This window comes from Qipengyuania sp. ASV99, from assembly GCF_047872805.1.
GTDB lineage: Bacteria > Pseudomonadota > Alphaproteobacteria > Sphingomonadales > Sphingomonadaceae > Erythrobacter.
Genome location: NZ_JBLQUK010000007.1, coordinates 153,479 through 176,466, shown reverse-complemented (window position 1 = coordinate 176,466; position 22,988 = coordinate 153,479). Strand labels below are relative to the sequence as shown.

Sequence of the window (22,988 nt, the reverse complement as noted above, 5' to 3'; positions counted from 1 at the left end):
CCCCCGGGCCTCCAACCACGGCCCCGGCGCCGGGGGGGCCCCCCCCCCCCCCCCCCCCCCGCCGCGGCGCCCCCCCGGGGGGGGGGGGGGGGGGGGGGCCCCCCCCCCCCCCCCCCCCCCCCCCCCGGGGGGGGGGGGGCCCCCTTTCTTTGGCTCTTGGGTAGGCCGCGTGTGCAGCCCCGCCTTGCGCGCGCCTTACAGCCCGCCCGGCCCGCAATCATTGGCAAGATAGTCGAGCATCTTGGTGTAGAATTGCTGCTGGTGCGTATACATCAGCGTCCGGTAAAAGTGATCGGCGTCCTCCAGCGTCACGAATTCGCCGGTCTTGCCCGCAGCCTCAAACGCCTTCTTGTAATCCTCAAAGTGGTAATACAGCACGCGGCTGTCATCTTCGGGATGGACCATCAGCAGCGGGATATTGACCTTGCTGACTTCTTGGATCGGATTGATGCCAATCGTTCCGCGCCGTTCGGCCCAATCGTTCAGCGCCTTAGGAATGCGGCCCGCCCGGCCCGCGCCAAGGCGATAGGTCTTGGCCGGATCAGCCACCGCCGCGCCGGCAATCGCGCATTGGTAAATCTGTGGCTCACGGCTCAGAGAAACGAGCGCCGCATAACCGCCATAGGACCAACCGAACATCGCAATCCGATCAGGATCGACCAGACCCTGCTCGACCAGATAGAGCGCGCCGTCATCCTTGTCGTCCTGCATCTTGCCGCCATGTTCGCCGTATCCGCCGTCAAAATGCGCTTTGCCCCAGCCGACGGTCATCCGGTATTGCGGTTGCAGCACCATATATCCCGCCGAGGCCAGCAACTGGCCCCATTCGTCATAGCTGATGACTTCGGTCACGTGCGGCCCGCCGTGGGGCAGCACGATCAGCGGAAACGGCCCTTCGCCCTGCGGCTTGGTCACATAGCCGGGGATCATCATCCCGTCGCGCGCGGGGTAACGGATATACTCAACATCCGCGAGCGCTTCCTGATTGAGCAGCGGGTTGCGGCTACCGAGCTTGGCAAGCTGACCGTCCTTCACCAGCCAGAATGAACCGGGGTCTTTCGGCCCGCGATTGCTCACCACCATCGTGCGCCCGTCATACGAACGGCTCGAAATGTTGATCTGATGCGCATAGGGGATTTGCTGTTCGAGCGCTTCATACAGCGCCTGCTCTTCGGCGTCGAACCAGTGGCGTTCCCATTTTGCGCCTGGATATTGCGCATAGGCAAGCGTGTCCCTGCCCGGAATTGAATGCGTGCCGATCGACATGACATCGGCATCCGGTGCCGAAAAAACCTCGCGCCCGTATTCACCGGTTTCGAAATTGAACTCCCACAAGGATGCCTTGTCGGCCCCGTTGCGTGCTTCAATCATATAGCCGAGGTTGGGGTTTTCAGGGTCGATATGCGCCAGCCCCTGAAATCCGGCGAGGAAGCGGTAGAGGTTCTCGTGATCGTTCTGATCGTAGACCGTGCCGAACTGCGTCCAAGAACCGTCACCCGGCTTACGGTAATAGGTCCTTACCGTGAAGTCAGATTCCTGGCCGATCGCAAAGCGCGGATTGCCCTTATTATCGAAGATAATGTTGCCGTATTTGGACGTGCCGCGCATCACCAGCGACTGGCTGCCGGTTTTCAGATTCAGCCGGTAAAACGAGCGCGGGCGGAACGCCGCGAATGGGTCGACGCCGAGGTCGGCGACCGATTCCGCCGCAGCAACCAGCACTTCGTCGGGTTCATCGGGCAGGGTATTGATCACCGCCAGATTGCCATCGACCTGGCTGAATTTGTTGCGCTCAAGATTGTAGAAATAGGTCGCGTAATTGCGCGTGTCGTCTTCCTGACGGCGCACGGTTTCGCGTTTGATTTCCCAGGCGTTGCCGACGATCACATTGGGGCTGACCCATTGCGCGCTGATGATCTCCATCGGATCGGCGTTGAGCGTGCGATAGGGCGTGCTGAGATCGCTGGTTTTGTAGATCTGCAGCAAATATTCGCCTTCGCGGCTCGGGTTGATGTGGACCAGCAGGTGCTGCCCGTCGGGCGAGATCTGCACCGCGTTCACCACATCGCGCAGCGCCCAAACGTCGATGGGAACGGATGACGTTGCTTGCGTGGCGGAGGGCGCAGCGACGCTGAGGCCAAGCGTTGAAACGCCGAGCATTGCCGCCATCAGCGGCTTTTTCAAAAGGTTCATGGCTTTATTCTTCCCGTTGGATTTCCAGTTAATCCCCTGCGGCTTTGCGTCACCTCCAAATCGGCAGACCCGCATGGGAGCAGAATAAACAAAAAAGCGGCCCCACGGCAAGTGCCGAGGAGCCGCTGATTTTAGGCTTGATCGATCCTTTATTCGCTTAGAAGCGGTATAGAACCTGGCCAAAGAATTCACGGCCATCAAGATCGTAACCGTTACCAATCGGAGTGTTGGCGATACCGAACACTTCGTTGGTGTCGATCAGCGGTGGATCTTCGTTGAAGATGTTCCGAACGCCCGCGATGATACGGAAATCGCCATTGTCCCAACGCACCGACGCGGTGTGGACGAAGTATTCTTCGGCAAAGCCAACGTCGCGGCAGAACACGCCGTCCCCCGGAACCGTTGCAGTGCCGCCGCCGGTGCAAGTATCGGCGAAGAAGCCGGTGGGCAGGCCATCGGGTCCGTTACCGAATGCATCGGAGAATGGGTCAACCCCCACAGGGTCCTGAGCCACATCGCCGATGTAGCGGGTCTGCCATGTGAAACGGAAGTCCTTCCAATCGACATTGAAGGTTGCCCGACCGGTCCAGCTTGGGAAACCGAAACGACCAGCAAAATCAGTGGTGTCAGCAGTCCCGTCGTCAGCGACAGTCGTTGTCGAACGTTCAATCAGGTGGTTCGCCACGAAATTGAGTTGGAGGTCGAACACTTCGCCGCCCAGAGTCACTGGGTAACCAAAGGTCGCATTCAAATCGAGACCACGAACCGATTCTGTTTCAAGGTTGATAAAGCCAGAATTGATCTGGTTGATCAGGAAACGGTCCGCAGCAAGGCCGCTGAACTCGACACGATCACAGAACGGGCTGCGCTCTGATTCGGTGCGCGCAAAGCAGTCGTTCACGATGAACTGCGAGCTTGGCTCGACGATCGAGTCCTTCAGCTTGATGTCGAAGTAGTTGAAATTCAACGCGACATCAAAACCGCTGGGGAAGCTTTCCTCAAAGGCGAAACCTGCGGTGATCGAACGCGATGTTTCAGGATCGATATCCAGGCTGCCGCCGGTGAAGATTTGCGTGCTGGTCTGTGAAATTGTGTTGGTCCCGGCGGCGTCGATACCGACGCTGGTAGGGTCACGACCTTCACGGATGCAGTTTGCAAGAACCTGCGGATCGCGTTCGTCCTGTGACGCATCATACCCGCCACCAAGCGAATCGAACGCCGCTGCGGGCACCGCACAGGGATCGAAAATATTGCCGAAGCCTGACTGGTTGCGCAGGAAGTTTTCACGCAGGTTTGGTGCGCGGAACGAAGTGCCGTAGCTCATCTTGAAGAGGAGCGGCGGAACCGGACGCCAGCCGCCCTTGAGCGAGAACGTGCCGTTGGTGCCGTAGAACTCTTCGTCAGTGATACGGCCCGAAACGTTGACCGTCAGTTCCTCGACCAAAGTTTCACCCGCCATCAGCGGAATGTCGAGCTCACCAAAGGCTTCACGGATCCACTTGGAACCGCTTGCGCCGCCATCGGCAAAGAAGCCCCAGAAAAGTCCGTTTGAGGCTACAAAGTCAGGCTGCGAATCAATCGTATCTTCGCGCCATTCGGCACCAAGCACGATTCCGACCGGACCTGCGGGCAGTTCGATCAGATCGCCAGTGACAAAGCCGGACAGCTGAATCTGTTCGTAGGTGGTGTCAAAGCTGCGGACGCCGAACAGATAGTCACGCTCTGCCTGCGTGGCGAAATCGCCCACCACACCCTGATAAAGCGAAGCGGCAAACAAATTGACGGGCACGCAGCCAGTCAGCAAGTCAGCCGGCGCGAGTCCCGGATTGGCGAAGCTCGAAGTATCGCAAGGCCCGCCAGCGAGCAGCGGTGACACGACCTGGCTGTTGTAATCATCGGCAATGCCATCGCCGTCATTGTCGACTACGCCGTCTCCGTCAAAATCAGCCGTCGGGTCAATCCCGAGCGCGACTGCCAAGCGGTCCTCACGGATGCCGCGGCGAACCGAGGACCCTTCCGAACGCGAATAGACGCCTGCAACTTCAAAGGTCCAGGACGAACCGATGAACGGCAGATCGCCGCGCACACCGAGCACGCCGCGATATTGTTCCTGAACCACATCGATATTGTTGCGGTCTCCGCGAACAGCGGGAATTGGACGGGTTGCAACCGAAGTGCCGGTAGGCAACGCAAAAGCGGCAAAGGGCGACCCAGGAACCAGGCCATTGAACACGTTATCCGCGTCACGGCAGTCTACGCCGTTGGGGTTGGTGTCGATGTTGCAAGGGTTGAACGCGTTTTGTGCTGGCACCCAAGGGAAGAACTGCGGCGTGCCGGTGTTGTCCGCTGCGACTTCGGAACGGGTGTAACCCGCCTCGAAGAACGGAGTGATATTCGCATCGCCCGGGAACGTATATTCACCATAGGCAAAGACGTTGTAGACATCCTGCTGGGGAATGAAGGTGGCGTTCGGCTCAGCGCCGTTGGTGTTCACCAAGGCAAAATCGACGTCCTGCAACCCATCGCCATCAGCATCGACCGGCAAGCCAAATGCATTGTTAGATTCGGAGAAGAACGGGATGCCGGTGTTGCCGGGAACGCCAAGGCCGAAATCGCGATTGTCGAAATAGATCGAACCAACGCGAGTCTGGTTAGCCTGAATACGCCCGACAATCCCTCCAATTTTACAAGGCTGCACCGAAGTCCCGACAAGGCCGCCGCTGTCATCAAGGTTGATGGCATTCGACGCCACGTCTTGGGTCAGGATGTTGCCATTCTGATCGATTTCATAGTGACGATCACAACCCGCAAGGAAATCGCGGTCGCTGAGCAAAATCTCATCGGTCCGGCGCCATTCCGCACCGATGCCGAACACAGCCCGGTCGGTGGTAAAGCCCCAGGCCGCGCTGACGGTGAAATCCTCACCGCCGCCCTGCGGGTTGATGTCACCATTGGCCTGCAGTTCGAGGCCGTCGAAATCCTTGCGCAGGATGGCGTTCACAACACCGGCGACGGCGTCCGAACCGTAAACCGACGATGCACCGTCAGTCAGCAGGTCATAGCGATCGACCAGCGACGATGGAATAAGGTTGATCGACGGGTTCGATGGCGCACCCTCCACACCGGCAGGTGAGAGGCGGCGGCCGTTAACGAGAACCAGCGTACGGCCTGCACCCAGACCGCGCAGATTGATCGTTTGCGATCCCGGGCCGTTGTCAAGCACGAAGCCCTGGAAGGTCGCGTCGATCTGCTGACCGGCGGCGGCTTCCGAACGTTGCAGGATCTGCGCGGGGTCGAATGCACCCACTGACTGCTGATTTTCGGTGGTGAGGATCTGCAAGGGCGAGATTGAGCTGTAAGTGTCGCGAACAATGCGCGAACCGGTCACGGTGATGCCACCCTGGCCCTGTGTGGCCTGACCCGAAGCATCGGTCGCCACCTGGACCTGCTCTTCCTCTTCTTCCTCTGCGGTTTCCTGACCTTCTTCGCCCGTATCCTGAGCGTTCACCGGGCCCGCCATAACGAAGGCGATGGCCGATGCGGAAAAGGCCAGAGCCTTCATCGAATTGCTGTGAAATTTCTTCATGATCACTCCAGTTGCGACAACCAGAGCCTAAGTCTCGAACCAATCCGCTTGCCAGCGTGCATTTACCCGATGCACGCGGAAGCGCCCCTAATTGGAGTCAAGACAAAGCCCCTGCGGTGTCGGATGTGTGCAATAGCGCAGGAATGATGTAAATGAGACGTTCAGGTTACGGCCACTTTTCGGGGGTGTGTTGCGCGAATCCCACAAACCGCTTTTCGCAAGTGCAACATCATAATTGCTGCGCTTTGCGAAAAATATAAGAATGGGAGGCTTCGCGCAATGATTCAAAACGCTTATCAAAACGATCAAAATTGAGTCAGAATATTACGCCGCGCCCTCGCACCGCAGAATACCAGAAACTTGCGTGATCATCCGACCGCGATCTCCAATTGACCGTCGCCTTCGTCAACCTTGATCACGGCTCCGTCGCTCACCTTGCCCTCGATCAGCATTTCGGCGAGCGGGTCCTGTAAATAGCGCTGCACTGCCCGTTTCAGCGGTCGTGCGCCGTAAACCGGATCATATCCGACCCGGCCCAGCCAACGCAGCGCCGCATCGGTCAGATCAAGCCTGATCTTACGGTCATCAAGCAGCCGTTGCACCCGCTTGACCTGAATTTCGACGATCGGCGCCATGTGCTCCATCGCCAGCCGGTGGAACAGGATGATCTCATCCAGCCGGTTGAGAAACTCGGGGCGGAAATGGCCGCGCACCACATCCATCACCTTGTCCTCTACCTCGGCCACCTTCTGATCGTCGCCCAGACTGGCGAGATACTGGCTCCCCAGATTTGAGGTAAGGATGATCAGCGTGTTGGAAAAATCAACCTTGCGCCCCTGTCCATCGGTCAGATGTCCATCGTCGAGCACCTGCAGCAGCACATTGAAGACGTCCGAATGCGCTTTCTCGACCTCGTCGAACAACACCACCTGATAGGGGCGGCGGCGCACCGCCTCGGTAAGGACCCCGCCTTCATCATAGCCGACATAGCCCGGAGGCGCGCCGATCAGGCGGGCGACCGAATGCTTCTCCATGAATTCGCTCATGTCGATGCGGACCATCGCGCTGTCATCATCGAACAGGAATTCGGCGAGCGCCTTGGTCAGTTCGGTCTTGCCGACGCCGGTGGGCCCGAGGAACAGGAAGCTGCCAAGCGGGCGGTTCGGGTCCTGCAAACCGGCGCGCGCGCGGCGCACGGCCTTGGACACAGCGACAATCGCCTGTTCCTGTCCGATCACGCGCTTACCCAGCAGCTGTTCCATAGCGAGCAGTTTGTCGCGCTCGCCTTCCATCATCTTGTCGATCGGGATGCCGGTCCAGCGGCTGACGATGCTGGCAATGTCCTCCTCGGTCACTTCCTCGCGCAGCAATGCGTTTTCGGTGAGGTCCTCGGCCGCGGCAAGGCGCTTCTCCAGCTCCGGAATGGTGCCATAGGACAGCTCGCCCGCGCGGGCGAGATCGCCGGTGCGCTGCGCCTGTTCCAGTTCGAGGCGCGCATGGTCGAGCTCTTCCTTGATCTTGCCCTCGGCCTCGATCTTGTCGCGCTCGTTCTGCCAGCGGGTGGTGAGTTCGGAACTCTGCTGTTCCAGCTCGGCCAATTCCTTGCGCAGGTTGGCGAGCCGGTCCTGCGACGCGGCATCGTCTTCCTTGGCGAGCGCGCTTTCCTCAATCTTCAATTGGATGATCCGCCGGTCGAGCGCCTCAATTTCTTCGGGCTTGCTTTCCACCTCCATGCGGATGCGGCTGGCGGCTTCATCCATCAGGTCGATGGCCTTGTCGGGCAGAAACCGGTCTTGAATATAGCGGTCGGAAAGCTTCGCCGCGGCAACAATGCTGCTGTCGGTGATCCGCACGCCGTGGTGCAATTCGTATTTGTCCTTGATCCCGCGCAGGATGCTGATCGTGTCCTCGACCGAAGGTTCCTCGATATAAACCGGCTGAAAACGCCTTTGGAGCGCGGGGTCTTTTTCGACATATTTGCGGTATTCATCCAGCGTGGTCGCGCCGATGCAGTGCAATTCGCCGCGCGACAGGGCTGGTTTGAGCAGATTGGAGGCATCCATACTGCCCTCGCTTGCGCCGGCCCCGATCAGCGTGTGCATCTCGTCGATGAACAGGATGATCTGCCCGTCCGCATTCTTGACCTCGTCGAGCACGCTTTTCAGCCGTTCTTCAAATTCGCCGCGATATTTCGCGCCTGCAATCAGCGCACCCATATCGAGGCTCATCAAGGTGCGGCCCTTGAGGCTGTCGGGCACGTCGCCATTGGCAATACGCAGCGCGAGGCCTTCGGCGATTGCGGTCTTGCCGGTGCCGGGTTCGCCGATCAGCGCAGGGTTGTTCTTGGTTCGGCGGGCGAGGATCTGCACGGTACGGCGGATTTCTTCGTCGCGGCCAATCACTGGGTCCAGCTTCCCGTCGCGCGCTGCTTGCGTCAGGTCGCGGGCGAATTTCTCCATCGCCTCGTAATTGGCCTCGGCATTGGCGCTGTCGGCGCGTTTGCCGCCGCGCAGGTCTTCGATCGCGGAATTGAGGCTTTGCGGAGTGATGCTTGCCGCTTTCATCGCATCGCGGGTGGAATCGGGGGCCATGGCGAGCGCGGTCAGCAACCGTTCGACCGTAACATAGGCGTCGCCTGCCTTGTCTGCGAGCTGTTCGGCGCTGTCGAGCACTCGCACGCTGTCATTGTCCAGCCCCGGCGTCTGCTGCGCCCCACCGCCCGTGACTGCAGGGATCTTGGCCAGCCCCGCATCCACCGCACTCACCGCTAGCGCCGCCTCGCCCCCGGCGCGCTGGATCAATCCGGCGGCCATGCCTTCGCTGTCTTCAAGCAGAGCTTTTAGCAGATGCAGCGGCGTGATCCGCTGATGGTTCATGCGGATTGCCACGGTCTGCGCGGCTTGCAGAAAGCCCTTGGCACGGTCGGTGAATTTTTCGAGGTTCATCGCGGTCCCCTGTGAGGCGAAGCGAAGCGCAGAGCGCCGCGCCGGTGTGTTACCCGACTAGGTGGGTCTGGAATGCATCTTTGCAAGCCCTGCTTGACGCGCCCCCCGCCCGCAGCGATTGTCGCGCCAAGAGAGCTTGGAGAGACTCATAATGAAATGGCTTAAAGGCGGCGCGATCGCGCTTGTGGCGGTGTTGGTTGCTGTGTTTATCGCATTGGCGACGTGGGAGCCGTTTTTCGCCCCAACCAGCACCGCGCCCGAATATCGCGAATATTCCGCAGAGATAGTCCGCGACGAATTTGGCGTGCCGATGATCTATGGCGAAACCGATGCAGACGTCGCATACGGCGTCGCCATCGCGCATGCCGAGGATGATTTTTTCACGCTGCAAGATGTCGCCGCCATGTCCAAGGGGCGTTACGGCGCAATCGCTGGCGAGGACGGCGCGACGTTTGATTTCGTCTATCACTTGCTCGATGCACGCGGCACGGCGGAACGCAAATATCCCGAACTCCCCGCCGACACGCGCGCCCTATTCGAAGCCTATGCCGCCGGGCTCAACCAATATGCTGAAGAACACCCGGATGAGGTCAAATTGGGCAATCTGTTTCCGGTCAATGGCACCGATATTGCGGCGGGCTTCGTGCTGCGTCAGCCGTTTTTCTACGGGCTAGGCAATGTCGTGGGGCCGCTGGTTGCAGGCGAGGAATTGCGGCGCGAATTTGGCCCCGACATTCCCGGCTTTCCGCACGACGGATCGGGCAACGAACCGGACGCCCCGGCAACCGCAGACGAGGTTGCAGAAGCGGGCGACGTGGCCATGCGAAATCTGGTGCTGCCATGGGGCGAGGATGCCGACCATCTCGGCTCCAATGCCTGGGCGGTCAGCCCGGAACGATCGGGCGGTCCCACGACGCTGATATCCAATTCGCATCAGCCTTTGCGCGGCGGCGTGGCATGGTACGAACTCGGCGTGCAATCGGGCGAAGGCTGGCATTTTACTGGCGCGAACTTCCCCGGATCGCCGTTTCCCTTCCTTGGTCATAATGAGGATCTGGGCTGGACCAACACCGTCAACCGCCCGGATATGGCCGACATCTATCAGCTGGAGGTGAACGAAGCGGGCACGCAGTACCGGCTCGATGATAAGTGGATGGATCTGGAAACGAAAACGGTCACCTTGCCGGTCAAGATGGGGCCGATCACCCTGCCCGTTCGCCGCACAATCTATCGCAGCGTTCACGGCCCGGTGATCAAGAACGACAAGGGTTACTTCGCCATCCGTTACGGCGGGATGGACAGCGTCGCGCAGCTCGACGCCTATTACCGCATCAACAAGGCCAAGACGCTGGAGGAATGGCAGGCGCAAATTGCGCGCATGGCGATCCCATCGACCAATTTCCTTTATGCCGACAAGGCGGGCAACATCGCCTATGTCTACAATGCCGCGATCCCCGACCGTCCCGATCTGGACATTGTGCAGGCGAACTGGCGCGGCATCCTTGATGGAACGCGCAGTGATCTGATTTGGGAAGGCACTGTCGATTATGCGGAGATACCCAAGCTGATCAACCCAGCCTCGGGCTGGCTGTACAATTCCAACAACGAACCCTTTACTGCGGCGGGCGCGGGCAGCGATCTTGACCCTTCGGATTTCTCTCCGGTGCTGGGAATTGAGCGCAAACAGACCAACCGGTCGCGCCGCGCCTATGCGCTGCTGAGCGCGGCTGAAGGGCCGCTTGACCGGGCGGCGCTGGAACGGATCAAATACGACACTGCCTATGAACGCGCAGGCTATGTCGCTGACCTGTTTGATGCGGCGGAAAAGCTGGATGTGACCGGCAATGCCGAACTTGCCGAGGCGCGCGACCTGCTGCTTACATGGGATTTCACCGCCGACAATAAAGGCGCAGCCGATGCGATTGCGCTGCTGATGATCCGCGATTTCATGAGCGCTGAATACAACAACAAAAACCCGGATGAGATGCCCGATGCGGCCGAATATCTGCTGGAAAAGCGGACCCATCTCATGACGCATTTTGGCCGGATTGACCCGCCCATGTCGGACCTGCTGCGGCTGCGTCAGGGGGATGTCGATCTGCCGCTGGATGGCGGATCGGACACTTTGCGCGCCTCGACCACATGGGAAGTGCAGGACGACGGGCGGTTGAGCCTCGTCCATGGCGACAGCTTTATCCAATGGGTCGAATGGCCCGCTGACGGCGGGCGGGTGCGCTCGGAATCGGTCCAGCCGTTCGGTGCGGCGACAACCAGGCCAGATAGCCCGCATTACACCGATCAGATGCAGCTGTTTGTCGATCACGCGCTGAAACCGGTGCGGTTTTGGGAAGAGGACGTGCGCAAACATGCCACCAGCACCCGCCGGGTCACCAATACCCGCTGAATGGAACTTGTCGGCGCAAAAGCGCGTTTTGTCGGACAACGGCGCTTACTTATTGATCGCAGGCGGTTCAGCGCGCAATCACGCACCAAATATTTGTAATATCTCTCGGGGAGCCTTTTTGATGAAACCACGTCTAGCCACCACCAGCCGTCTGGCCCTAAGCGCCGCGCTCAGCATCGCGGTCGCCGCGCCGCTTTCGCCCGCGCTGGCCGATGGGCACATGGAAACAGCCGCCAGCGCAAATGCAAGCGCCACCGATCTTGCCGAACTGGTTGCGCAGGTGCAGATCCCCTATGAGGAATTTGAGCTTGAAAACGGGCTGACCGTGATCGTTCACACCGACCGCAAGGCTCCGATTGTCGGCGTCGCGGTGTGGTACAATGTCGGGTCGAAAGACGAACCCGCAGGCCAGACCGGCTTTGCTCATCTGTTTGAACATTTGATGTTCAATGGCAGCGAAAACGCCCCCGCCGATTATTTCCAATACCTTCAGGAAATGGGTGCGACCGATTACAACGGCACCACCAATTTCGACCGCACCAATTATTTCCAGACCGTGCCCCGCCCTGCACTGGAGCGCGCTCTGTGGCTCGAAAGTGACCGGATGGGCTATCTGCTCGGCGCGGTGACGCAGGAAAAGCTCGATAATCAGCGCGGCGTTGTCCAGAATGAGAAACGTCAGGGCGACAATCAGCCCGGCGGCCTTGTGTTCTATGAAATCCTCGAGACCCTGTTCCCCGATGGCCATCCCTATCAGCATTCGGTGATCGGCTCGATGGCTGATCTTGATGCGGCGTCGATGGAGACCGTGCAAAACTGGTTCCGTGACAATTATGGCCCCAACAACGCGACGCTGGTGTTGGCCGGGGACATTTCCGCCGAGGAAGCCCGCCCGCTGGTCGAACGCTATTTCGGCCCCATCGCGCGCGGTCCGGTCAACACCCCCGCCGCAGCCGAAGTCCCCACACTCGAAGCGCCCGTGCGCACGGTCATGCGCGACGCCGTTGCCGCGACCTCGATCAGCCTTTATTGGCCCGCCCCCGGCATCACCAGCGAAGAACTGACCGCGCTTTCGGTCGGTGCCGATGTGCTGGGCGGTTTGCTATCGAGCCGACTCGACCAGATTCTGGTGCGCGAAGAACAGCTCGCGGTCGGCGTATCGGCGGGCAATTACGATTTCCAGCGGGTCGGCGTGCTGAATGTCAGCGCTACCTTGCGCGACGGGGTGGAACTGGAGGTGCTGGAAAAACGCCTCAACGAAATCATCGCGCAATATATCGCCGAAGGTCCGACCGCTGATGAAGTGCGCCGGTCGGCCACCAGCGATCTGGCCGGGACGATCCGGGGCCTTGAACAGGTCGGCGGGTTTGGCGGCAAGGCCGTGGCGCTGGCGCGCGGCGAAGTGCTCGCAGGCGATCCCGGCTTTGCGGTGAAGCAGCTTGAAGTGCTGGCCTCGATCACCCCGGAAACGGTCAAGGCAGCGATGGAACGCTGGATGACCCGCCCGGCGTTTACGCTGGTGCTCGAACCCGGCGAACGCGATGCGGAATATGAAGAGGCCGCCAGCGTCGCCGCCGAAGCGGACAACGCCTCCGAACGCGACCGGTCAGCTGAAACGATCACCGTCACGGTTGAACGGCCTGCGCCGCCAATCGACAGCGTGCCGCAGCTCGACTTTCCTGAATTTCAGCGCACCACGCTCGCCAATGGAATGCAGCTGACCTATGCGCAGCGCGATGCCGTTCCGGCGACCTATGTCACCATGTCGTTTAACGCCGGTAGCGCGGCCGACCCGGTCGATATGCGCGGGCTGGAATCGCTCACGCTGGGCCTTTATGACGAAGGCACCGCCAGCATGACCAGCCAGCAGATCGCCGAGGCGCGTGAGCGTCTGGGGGTCAACATTTCGATGGGCGGCGGCGATGACCGTTCGACCTTCACCCTGTCGGCCTTGTCGGCCAACCTTGCGCCGTCGCTGGACCTGTATCGCCAGATCCTGCGCGAACCGGCCTTTAATGCGGCTGACCTTGAACGGGTAAAGGCGCAGACGATCACCGGCATTCGTCAGGAAATGCGTTCGCCCAGCGGGATCGCGCAACGCACCATCGGCACCGAATTGTTCGGCACGCAGGCGCCCTATGGCGGGATCAGCACGGTCGAAAGCGTCAGCGCCATCACCCGCGATGATCTGGTCACATTCAAGGACACCTGGATCCGTCCTGACAATGGCGAGGTGTTCGTCATCTCCAGCCTGCCATTGGATGAAATCGTGATGCAGTTGAACGCCGCGTTTGGCGACTGGAGCGCGCCCGGCGTGCCCAAGGGTGAAAAGGACTTCTCCACGCTCCCCGCAGAAACCTCCGACGGCGGGCGCATCGTTCTGATCAACCGCCCCAATTCCCCGCAGAGCTTTATCCTTGGCGCGCAGGTGACCCCGCTTGATGCGAGCGATCCCGGCTATGTCGATTTCACCAATGCCAACAATTCGCTGGGCGGAAACTTCCTCGCGCGGCTCAACATGAACCTGCGCGAGACAAAAGGGTGGAGTTACGGCGTGCGTGGCGGAACGCAGGCGCGTGAAAACACCGTGATCTATGCAATTTCGGGCGGGGTTCAGGCCGACCGGACCGGCGATTCGCTCGCTGAGCTGGTCCGCGAAACCACCACGTTCCTGACCACCAATGGCGTGACCGCCGACGAACTGGCGCGCAATGTCGCCAGCGAAATCGGTGAACTGCCGGGCAGTTTCGAAACCTCCAGCGCGGTGCTGGGCGCGATGGAAGCCATTGCGCTGTTCGACCGGCCCGACGATTATTACGAAACGCTGGTTGGCAAATACACCGCTCAAACGACCGAAAGCCTGGATGCCGCCGCGCGCGCCGCGCTGGATGTGGAGGATTTCATCTGGGTCGTGGTCGGCGATGCAGAGGCGGTGATGCCGCAGCTCGAATCGCTCGGCATGCCGATTGAGCGGCGCGAAATGGAAGGCACCGAATAACCCCGCAGCGACGCGCATTGCGCGCTTACGTTACGGCTTGCAAAGGTCGCGGGAAATAATCCGGGCGGGGGCTGCATCATCGCAGCACCCGCCCGTTTCTTGTTCGCCCGTTTGAGGTTGAACCCCCTCGAATGACGTGTAAGAACCGCAGCCGAGCCAGCGTCTGAGCGGGCATTGGCGCACGCATAGAATGGGAGACACAACATGTCCGTAGCAGGAACGTATAACACCACCGTCAAAAGCCCAATGGGCGATCAGGCAGGCACTTTCACCGTTGAAGACAATGGCGACGGCACTTTTTCGGGCAACATGGCCGGCGGCATGGGTTCGATGGATGTCGAAGACGGCAAGGTCGATGGCAACACGCTGACCTGGAAAATGAACATGGTCGTGCCGATGCCGATGACGCTCGAATGCCAAGCGACCATCGACGGCGACACGCTGACCGGCAGCGTCAATGCTGGCGCCTTCGGTGCCATGCCGGTGTCGGGCACGCGCGCCTGACCCCAGCAATAATCTGACAGCAAAAAACCCGCCGGAGCCTGTTGCTCCGGCGGGTTTTTTGTTGCTGCACTGCAACAACTCGCGGCCTTTTTCTGCCTTCACTCAATTGAAATCAAACAGCAACCAGCCTGTCACGCGCCAGTCCTAGCGCGGCGGAGTTCCCTTTTCCCCCTCCCAAAAAGGCACTCCAGAAATGAACACGACCTTCCTGCGCAGCATCCTGCTCGCCACCATCGCGCTCCCCGCCTTTCCCCTTGCCGCCCAAACCGCGCCCAATAGCGAGGAACAGGAGACCGGCAGTTCGGGCAACACCATCATCGTCACCGCGCAGAAGATCGAACAGCGCGCGCAGGACGTGCCGATCACGATTTCCGCCGTCAGCGGCGACCGGATCGAAGAGCTGGGCGTAACCGATCTTGATGAGCTTTCCAGCTATGTTCCCGGATTGCTGATTCAGGAACAGAGCGCCAACAATCCCGGCGTTGTCATCCGCGGGATCACCTCGGATTCGGGCTCCGCACAGCAGGGCCCGCGCGTTACGCTCTATTACAACGGCGTCGACATTTCGCGGTCGCGCGGGTCGTATCAGGCGATCTACGATCTTGAACGGGTTGAGGTCATCAAGGGCCCGCAAGCGACCTTGTTCGGCACCGCCTCTGCCGTTGGCGCGATCAGCCTGGTTTCCGCCCGCCCGCGCGAAGGATTTTCCGGCGCGCTCTCCGGCGGCTACGGCAATTTTGAACAGACCGTGGTAAGCGGCCACCTCAACGCCGGTTCGGACACGCTCGCCGGGCGCGTTGCGTTCGAATATCGCCAGCGCGACGGCTATGTCGAAAACCTCGCCGCCAGCCAGGAAGAAGAGCTTTATGCGCAGGACCAGCTCGGCGTGCGCGCCTCGCTGCGTTACACTCCGACGGCGGATGTTACGGTCGATCTGATCGGCACCTATGACCAGCAACGCAATGGCGGAACTCCGTTCGTTTCGGGCACATTCCCGGCATTTGCAGGCGCACCGGGCGGCGAAGCCAATGCATTCGAAGACGCCAATCTCGGCGGCTCGCCGTTTTCGGCGCTGCATCTGGGCGACGATCAACTGGGCCTCAACCGCGAGGTTTACGATCTCAACCTGACCGCCGAATATCAGTTCGCCGATGAATGGACCTTCACCACGGTCAACGGTTACCGCGAATTTGACAGCGCCGAAGTGTTCGACGCCGATGGCACCGCCGCACCGTTCCTTGAATTCACCGAAATCGCCGATGGCTGGCAAATCAGCCACGAGGGCCGCTTCAGCTACAATGGCTCGGACCTGCGCGCCAGTTTCGGGTGGAACGCCTTTATCGAGGAAGGCCGCCAGAACGTCCCCTTTTCGACCGAAGAAGGCACCTTTCTGCAATGCCTCAGCTCGATCTTTGGTGCGCCGCTCATCCCCGGCATCCCCTGCGTCGCGGCGGATGGCAGCGTGCCATCGGCGGCAGTCACCGGCCTTGCGACGATGGGTGCAGCAACCGCGATCCCTTACACTTCGGTGTTTGAAAATCAGGGCCGCAACGAAGCCTATTCGGTGTTCGGCGATGTCACCTGGCTCGCCACCGACAATCTCGAACTGACCGCTGGTGTGCGCCTGCTCGACGAATATCGCCAATCGGGCTTTTTCGCCGACATCCCCAATGCGGTGCTCAGCGGCGCTCCGCTCATCCCCGGCCAGATCGACACCAATGGCCAGACCTTCACCGCCGATGACAGCTTTCAGGCGGTGCTGCCGCGCTTCAACGTCCTGTACCGGATCAGCGACGATGTGAACGTGTTCGCCACATTGTCCAAGGGCCGCCGTTCGCCGGTGGTGCAGGTCAGCGCGCGGCGCGAGGCATCAGGTCTGGCTGCGCGCAATCTGCAATCGGTGCCAGAGGAAACCGTGTGGAACTATGAAGGCGGCATCAAGCTTTCCAGCGGGCCAGTGTCCGCCGCCATCGGCGTCTATTATCAGGTCTATGACGGGTTCCAGGTGACCGTGCAGGAACTCGACGCCAACGGCAATCCGACCGGCGCAACCCGCACTGAAAGCGCAGGCAAGGCCAGCAATCTGGGGGTTGAAGCAGAGCTGGCTATCGACATCGCCGATTGGCTGCAGGTGTTTGCCAATGGTGGATATATCGACGGCGGAATTGACGAGAACAACAGCTTTGCTCCGCAATTCTCCGGCGCTCGTTTCCGTCTTCAGCCAGAATTTCAGGCGTCTGGCGGCTTCACCGTCGATTATGAATTTGGCAATGGGATGCGGTTCTTCGCCACCCCCAGCGTGACGCATCGCAGCGAAATTTTCTTCGAAGTGCCCAACAATCCGGTCACTTCGCAGGATTCGGTGACACTGGTGAACGCCCGCGCCGGGATCAGCTTTGCCGATGAACGCTATGAAATCGCTGGCTTCATCCGCAACGCCTTTGACGAGGAATATCTCCTCGACGCTGGCAACACCGGCGGCGCATTCGGGATCCCGACCTTCATCCCCGCAGAACCGCAATTCTACGGCATTCAGGTAACCGCGCGCTTCGGCAATTGATTGGCCGAGTCACGAAAAGACAAAGCCCGCCGGAGTTAACGCTCCGGCGGGCTTTTTCGTTCGGTTATTCGCGCCGTAGCAAGTGCGGTCCAGGTCGCCCGCGTGACCCGGCTCTTGGCCATGCTTACCCCAACCGGTCCTTCAAAATCTGGTTCACTACGCCCGGATTGGCCTTGCCCTGCATCGCTTTCATCGTCTGGCCGACGAAGAAGCCGAACAGCTTGTCCTTGCCGCCGCGATATTCTTCGACCTTGTCCATATTGGCGACCATGATCGCGTCGATGGCGGTTTCGATCGCGGCACTGTCGCTGACCTGTTTCAGCCCTTCGCTATCGGCGATTTCCGCCGGTTCGCGGTCCCTGCGCAGCACCAGTTCAAAAATTTCCTTGGCTTGGCCGCCGCTGATCTCGCCCTTGTCCTGCATGGCGAGGATTGCGGCCTGCCGTTCGGCAGTGGCGCGCGCCGGATCGGCTTCGTCGGCAAAATTCTCTCGCGCCGATTTGATCACGCCGGGCGCAACCGACAGCGCCCAATTGGCAACCTGCGTGGCGACTGCGTTTTCGGGCTTGCCGATTGCGATGGCGGTTGCAGCGAGCAGCGTTTCAAACCGCGCGAACGTCTCAACCTCGGCGGTCAGTTCGCGGGCATTATAGGGGGTAAGGCCCAGCTCGGTTTCATACCGCGCGCGTTTGGCATCGGGCAGTTCGGGCAGGCTGGCGCGGCATTCTGTCAGGAAATCATCCTCCAGCACCAACGGCAGCAGGTCCGGGTCAGGGAAGTAGCGATAATCATGCGCATCTTCCTTTGACCGCATGGTGCGCGTGGTGCCGGTGGCGACGTCAAACAGCCGCGTTTCCTGCACCACTGTGCCGCCGCCTTCGATCAGATCGACCTGCCGGTTGGCCTCATATTCGATCACCTGCATCACGAAGCGCACCGAATTGACGTTCTTCGTTTCGGTCCGCGTGCCAAATTCATCGCCCGGACGGCGCACGCTGACATTGACGTCGGCGCGCATTGATCCTTCTTCCATATTGCCGTCGCACGATCCGACATAGCGCAGGATCGCGCGCAGCTTGCGCACGTAAGCCCCGGCTTCTGCGGGGGAGCGCATGTCGGGTTTGGAGACGATTTCCATCAACGCGACGCCAGAGCGGTTGAGGTCAACATAGGACATGGTCGGGTGCTGATCGTGCATCAGCTTACCCGCGTCCTGTTCGACGTGAATCCGCTCAATCCCGATGATCTTGTCTTCAGCGATACCCGCCTTTTCATCGGCCTCGATCAGCAGCTGCCCTTCGCCGACAATCGGGTGGTAAAGCTGGCTGATCTGGTATCCCTGCGGCAGGTCGGCATAGAAGTAATTCTTGCGGTCAAACCGGCTCCACGCATTGATCTGCGCCTCGATTGCCATGCCGGTGCGCACCGCCTGACGGATGCATTCGCGATTGGGCACGGGCAGCATCCCCGGCATCGCGGCATCGACAAGGCTGACCTGGCTGTTCGGCTCCGCCCCGAACGCGGTTGCCGCGCCCGAAAACAGCTTGGCGTTGGAGGTGACCTGCGCATGGACCTCCAGGCCGATCACGACCTCCCATTCGCCGGTTGCGCCCTGGATGCGGTAATTACTCATCGGTTTCTGCCTTGTTTGTCTCAATGCGCCGGGCAGGCTTTGCCTCACCCGGCGATGTCGGAGCGGGTTCGCGGATTACCTTTCCGCTCGCATCAAATCGCGCCTCGCCATGATCGATGGTCTTGGAGAGATACATCACCACCCCGCCCAGCAGCACAAAAATCACCAGAAAGATGGTAGCGGCGATCAACGGTTTGGCTCGCTGATCGGGGGGAAAGGAGTAAGGTCAGCCACCCGCCACCTCCAGCAATTCCGCCTCGACCGCTTTCAATTCTGCGCGCACCACATTGTCGAATTTCTTGGTGCCTGTCACTGTGATCTCTTCGAGAAAAAGCACACTGAGCGTCCGGTATTCGGGGTAGTTCGCCAATTCGCGCACGGTCGCGGCGAACAGTGGGCCATTGTGCACGGTGCGGGTTTTCACGTCCATTTGCGCATGAAGCGACTTGAGCAGTTCGGCATAGGCAAAGTACCGCTTGTTGGGTTCTTCAGGCTTGGTCTTGCGCGCCGCGATCAGGTAACCGATCGCCAGCAGCCATGCGGGCGCAACAAAGCCGACCGCGACGATAGCAAGAATGCCCCATTCAAACGCGCTCACCACCACCGCTCCGGCGCAGCTACGAACCCGGCGCGTTCCTGAACGGCAAGGCCCGCATTCAGCACGCCCTGTTCGTCAAACGGCTTGCCCACCAATTGCAGGCCGAGCGGCAGGCCGTCGGGGTTAAGGCCCGCAGGCACGCTCATCGCGGGCAGACCCGCAAGGCTCGCAGGGACCGCGAAGACATCGTTGAGATACATCGTCAGCGGGTCATCGTTGAGGCTGCCGAGCGGGAACGAGGCCGTCGGCGTCGTAGGCGCGAGGATCACGTCGCACTGCTCGAACGCCCGTTCAAAATCGCGCGCGACCAGCGCCCGCACTTTCTGCGCCTGCGTGTAATAGGCGTCGTAAAAGCCCGCGCTGAGCACATAGGTGCCGATCAGGATGCGGCGCTTGACCTCGTCCCCGAACCCGGCGGCGCGCGTGGCGGCGTACATATCTTGCAGGCCCGCTCCGCTTGGCAGATCGCGCAGGCCGTATCGCACCCCGTCATAGCGCGCGAGGTTGCTCGACGCCTCTGCTGGGGCGATGATGTAATAGGCCGGCAATGCGTATTTGGTGTGGGGCAGCGAGACATCGACGATGGTCGCGCCTGCATCCTTGAGCCACGCCTTGCCCTGTTCCCAGCTGTCTAGGATCGCCTGATCGGTGCCTTCCATGCGGTATTCGCGCGGGATACCGACGCGCTTGCCCCGATGGTCGCTCGACAGCGCGGCTTCCCAATCGGGAACATCCATTTGCAGCGAGGTCGCATCCTTGGGATCGAACCCAGCCATCGCGCCGAGCATGATCGCGCAATCCTCCACTGATCGTGCCATCGGTCCGGCCTGATCGAGGCTGGAGGCGAAGGCGACGACGCCCCAGCGGCTGCACCGGCCATAGGTCGGCTTGATCCCGCAGATGCCGGTAAAGGCGGCAGGTTGACGGATCGAACCGCCGGTGTCGGTCCCGGTTGCCGCAGGCGCAATGCGCGCGGCTATCGCGCTCGACGATCCGCCCGACGAACCGCCGGGAGACATGGCGGCATTGCTGCTTGCCTTGCGCCAGGGGGAGGCGACATTGCCGAAATAGCTGGTTTCGTTCGACGACCCCATGGCGAACTGATCAAGGTTCAGTTTGCCCAGCATCCCCGCGCCCGCGTTCCACAATTTCTGCGAAACGGTGCTTTCGTATTGCGGCACGAACCCTTCGAGGATGTGGCTGGCGGCGGTGGTCGGCACACCGCGCGTCGCAAACAGGTCTTTCATGCCAATCGGCACGCCCGCCATCGCGCCCAGTTGTTCGCCAGCGGCGCGCGCTTTGTCCGCCGCATCGGCAGCCGCCAGCGCGTGGTCGGGAGTGGTCACGATGAAGGCGTTGAGCGCTGCGGCTTCGGCCACCGCCGTGTTAAACGCCTCGGCCACTTCGCGCGCGGTGAAATCTCCGCTGGCCACGCCGTCGCGGATGGATTTCACACCGAGTTTGGTCAGGTCAGTCATTTATTCGATCACCTTGGGCACGCCAAAAAACCCGTGTTCGGCCGCAGGAGCGTTGGCGAGCACATCGGCCTGTCGCCCGCCGCCGGTAAGGGGGTCGGCATCGACCACATCGTCGCGCAGCCGCAGCGTGTTCGGGATCACCGCCGCCATCGGTTCCACGCCGGTGACATTGACTTCGCCCAATTGTTCGACCCAATTGAGGATACCGTTGAGTTCGGGCACCATGCGTTCGAGTTCTTCGTCGCCCATACTGATCCGCGCCAGCGACGCGATCTTGGCAACATCTTGTTTGGATACTGACATATCCGCTGCGTTAGCCGCGCGCAGGGGAGCCTTCAAGCGCGAGTTGCGCGCGAATTGGCCTATTCGAAGGGATCGCCAACAGCTTTGCCGTCGATGAATAACTGTTGCCCGGTGAAGGGACGCAGTTCGACCTCGCCTTCAAAGTCCGGCGTTCCATTCAGTCCCTCGTATTCGTGGATAAGCTTTCCATTCACCACACGCTGCGTGATCGCCTTTGCAGCGCCCGGTTTGACAAGCAGGAGATGCGGGTTGGAGCCATACCCCGACTTGGTCATCACCGCGATTAGCTGACCGCTTTTGACCTGCCCAAGTGGAACCACGCGGCATCCTTCCCGGCAGAGGATAACCTCGTCACGCAAATGCGCACGGATTGCATTTGCCGTGGCTTCATCGAATGCGGATAGATCGGCCTTGAACGCTATTTCGCGGCGCTCTCCGGTCGTGATCCGCCCGTAAGGACGACTTTCGAGGGTCTGCGCTTCCTTGGCGAGTGTCGCGACTTCGCCCTCACGCTTCGCCAGCTCTGCCAACGCCGCGCGGCCCGCATCGCCAAAATCCCAGCGCAGCGCGGCATAATCGAAATCCTCCGCGCTGACCGCACCGGAATCGAGCCGCGCAATCTGGTTCGCTGCCGAAATCGCGCCGAAATTGAAAATCGGCAACGCAAGAATAAGCGCAATCACGCAGGTCACCACCGCCAGATGCAGGTTCGCCTGGCGCAAATAGCCGCGCCAGCCATCCCGCCGCCCGCGCAGCGCGGAGACGAAATAAGCGACCCCGTAAGCCACCGCGACCGCAATCGCGATCAACGCCCACAGCCGTTCGGGGCTTAGCCCGTGCTGCGCAATCCTTGTCCCCATCGAAACCGCGGCCATCACCGCCAGCGGCAGGATGCCGAGCGCCAGCACGAACCCCGCAATCCGCAGCAGCCGCGAAGGGCTCGCCTGTTCGTCATCATCGCGCACGACCGAATTGGCGAGCACAAAGCACCCCACCGCAATGGCCAGCAACATCGGGGTGGCGCTTTTGGTTGCTTCCCACAGCACATCAATGCCCGACACCAGCACCGCAATCAGGAACAACGCCAGCGCTATAGCCAGCGGTACGGCGAGGATCGACAGCACCAGCAGCACCACATTCTGCAGCGTCCCGATGATTTTCAACTGATTGCGCAGCACGCCCAGTGCCGCGCCAAAGGCCGCGCCGGAAAACACCCAGCCGAACACTGCCTGATCGAGCAGATCCTTTAGCAGATCGATCTGGATCGCGCTGAAAAGCTCAGCCAGAACCGCTATCAGCGCCCACGACAACCCGACAAAGGCCAGCGCACCCGCAGCAGTAATCGCATCGGTCCAGACGTGGAAATGGGTTTCCTTGTAACTGGTCCGCCAGCGGTGCCGGTGAAATCCGGCCTGAAACAGCGGCACCGACAAAGTGACCGCCAGCACACCAGCCGCGACCCAGAACCCTTCATCGGCATAGCGTTCACCCGCGCTGGTCGCGCGCCAGGCAATACCGGCCATCACCAGCGCGACCCCGCCGGCAAAGATGCAGGAGGAACGCCAGCGCTCGGGCGAAAGCGTGACCGCCGCAGCGAGCGAGCCGAACACCAGTGATGCAGTGATCGCCATACGCCACGGCACCTGTTCGCCGCCGTCGCTGGCGATGTGAACAAGCAGTCCGGCAAGCGCCAACAGGGCCGCCAGCACCCACGGGCGCAGGTCCCATTCGGTCAGGCTGGAATCCTCGGCCGCGGGAGTTCGATCATCAAGCATCGGACCCAACC

The 22,988-nt window shown here is 60.7% G+C and carries 13 protein-coding genes; 4 read left to right on the top strand and 9 right to left on the bottom strand.

The window, feature by feature from the left end; all coding sequences use genetic code 11:
* Positions 1-195 precede the first annotated feature (195 nt).
* The 3 genes from ACM64M_RS10075 to clpB all read right to left on the bottom strand — a co-directional run bounded on the left by ACM64M_RS10075 (position 196) and on the right by clpB (position 8,724).
* Positions 196-2,193: an alpha/beta hydrolase family protein gene (locus ACM64M_RS10075; protein ID WP_416228555.1), complete on the bottom strand. Its 1,998-nt coding sequence runs from the start codon at positions 2,191-2,193 to the stop codon at positions 196-198.
* 157 nt (positions 2,194-2,350) lie between these two features.
* Positions 2,351-5,779: a TonB-dependent receptor domain-containing protein gene (locus tag ACM64M_RS10070; protein ID WP_416228554.1), complete on the bottom strand. Its 3,429-nt coding sequence runs from the start codon at positions 5,777-5,779 to the stop codon at positions 2,351-2,353.
* Between the two features lie 368 nt (positions 5,780-6,147).
* Positions 6,148-8,724, bottom strand: coding sequence for an ATP-dependent chaperone ClpB (gene clpB, locus ACM64M_RS10065; RefSeq protein ID WP_416228553.1), 2,577 nt, complete (start codon positions 8,722-8,724; stop codon positions 6,148-6,150).
* Positions 8,725-8,875: 151 nt separating this feature from the next.
* Between clpB and ACM64M_RS10060 the strand changes: the two genes are divergently transcribed.
* From ACM64M_RS10060 to ACM64M_RS10045, 4 genes are all read left to right on the top strand, one after another.
* The gene (locus ACM64M_RS10060) at positions 8,876-11,128 is read left to right on the top strand and encodes a penicillin acylase family protein (protein ID WP_416228552.1); all 2,253 of its coding nucleotides are present in this window, start codon (positions 8,876-8,878) and stop codon (positions 11,126-11,128) included.
* Positions 11,129-11,249: 121 nt separating this feature from the next.
* The gene (locus ACM64M_RS10055; RefSeq protein WP_416228551.1) at positions 11,250-14,126 is read left to right on the top strand and encodes a M16 family metallopeptidase; all 2,877 of its coding nucleotides are present in this window, start codon (positions 11,250-11,252) and stop codon (positions 14,124-14,126) included.
* Between the two features lie 204 nt (positions 14,127-14,330).
* Positions 14,331-14,630: a hypothetical protein gene (locus ACM64M_RS10050; protein ID WP_416228550.1), complete on the top strand. Its 300-nt coding sequence runs from the start codon at positions 14,331-14,333 to the stop codon at positions 14,628-14,630.
* A 193-nt stretch (positions 14,631-14,823) separates the two neighbouring features.
* Positions 14,824-17,190 (top strand): TonB-dependent receptor, encoded by a 2,367-nt coding sequence (locus ACM64M_RS10045; RefSeq protein WP_416228549.1) that lies wholly within the window; start codon positions 14,824-14,826, stop codon positions 17,188-17,190.
* Between the two features lie 124 nt (positions 17,191-17,314).
* Here ACM64M_RS10045 and gatB read toward each other — a convergent pair whose 3' ends face one another.
* The 6 genes from gatB to ACM64M_RS10015 are packed head-to-tail and all read right to left on the bottom strand — an operon-like array spanning position 17,315 to position 22,977.
* Positions 17,315-18,823 carry an Asp-tRNA(Asn)/Glu-tRNA(Gln) amidotransferase subunit GatB gene (gatB, locus tag ACM64M_RS10040; RefSeq protein WP_416228548.1) on the bottom strand — a complete coding sequence of 503 codons (1,509 nt, stop codon included), beginning with the start codon at positions 18,821-18,823 and terminating at the stop codon, positions 17,315-17,317.
* Positions 18,816-19,013, bottom strand: coding sequence for a hypothetical protein (locus ACM64M_RS10035; protein ID WP_416228547.1), 198 nt, complete (start codon positions 19,011-19,013; stop codon positions 18,816-18,818). The genes gatB and ACM64M_RS10035 overlap by 8 nt, the downstream gene beginning before the upstream one ends.
* A gap of 36 nt (positions 19,014-19,049) precedes the next feature.
* Positions 19,050-19,421, bottom strand: coding sequence for a hypothetical protein (locus ACM64M_RS10030; RefSeq protein WP_416228546.1), 372 nt, complete (start codon positions 19,419-19,421; stop codon positions 19,050-19,052).
* On the bottom strand, positions 19,418-20,899 hold the full coding sequence (gatA, locus tag ACM64M_RS10025; RefSeq protein ID WP_416228545.1) for an Asp-tRNA(Asn)/Glu-tRNA(Gln) amidotransferase subunit GatA: 1,482 nt from the start codon (positions 20,897-20,899) through the stop codon (positions 19,418-19,420). Before gatA ends, ACM64M_RS10030 begins: the two co-directional genes overlap by 4 nt.
* A complete protein-coding gene (gene gatC / locus ACM64M_RS10020; protein WP_416228544.1) occupies positions 20,900-21,202 on the bottom strand; it encodes an Asp-tRNA(Asn)/Glu-tRNA(Gln) amidotransferase subunit GatC in 303 nt (100 codons plus the stop codon). It abuts the gene before it with no gap.
* Positions 21,203-21,261: 59 nt separating this feature from the next.
* Positions 21,262-22,977 carry a DUF4153 domain-containing protein gene (locus ACM64M_RS10015; protein WP_416228543.1) on the bottom strand — a complete coding sequence of 572 codons (1,716 nt, stop codon included), beginning with the start codon at positions 22,975-22,977 and terminating at the stop codon, positions 21,262-21,264.
* Positions 22,978-22,988 lie beyond the last annotated feature (11 nt).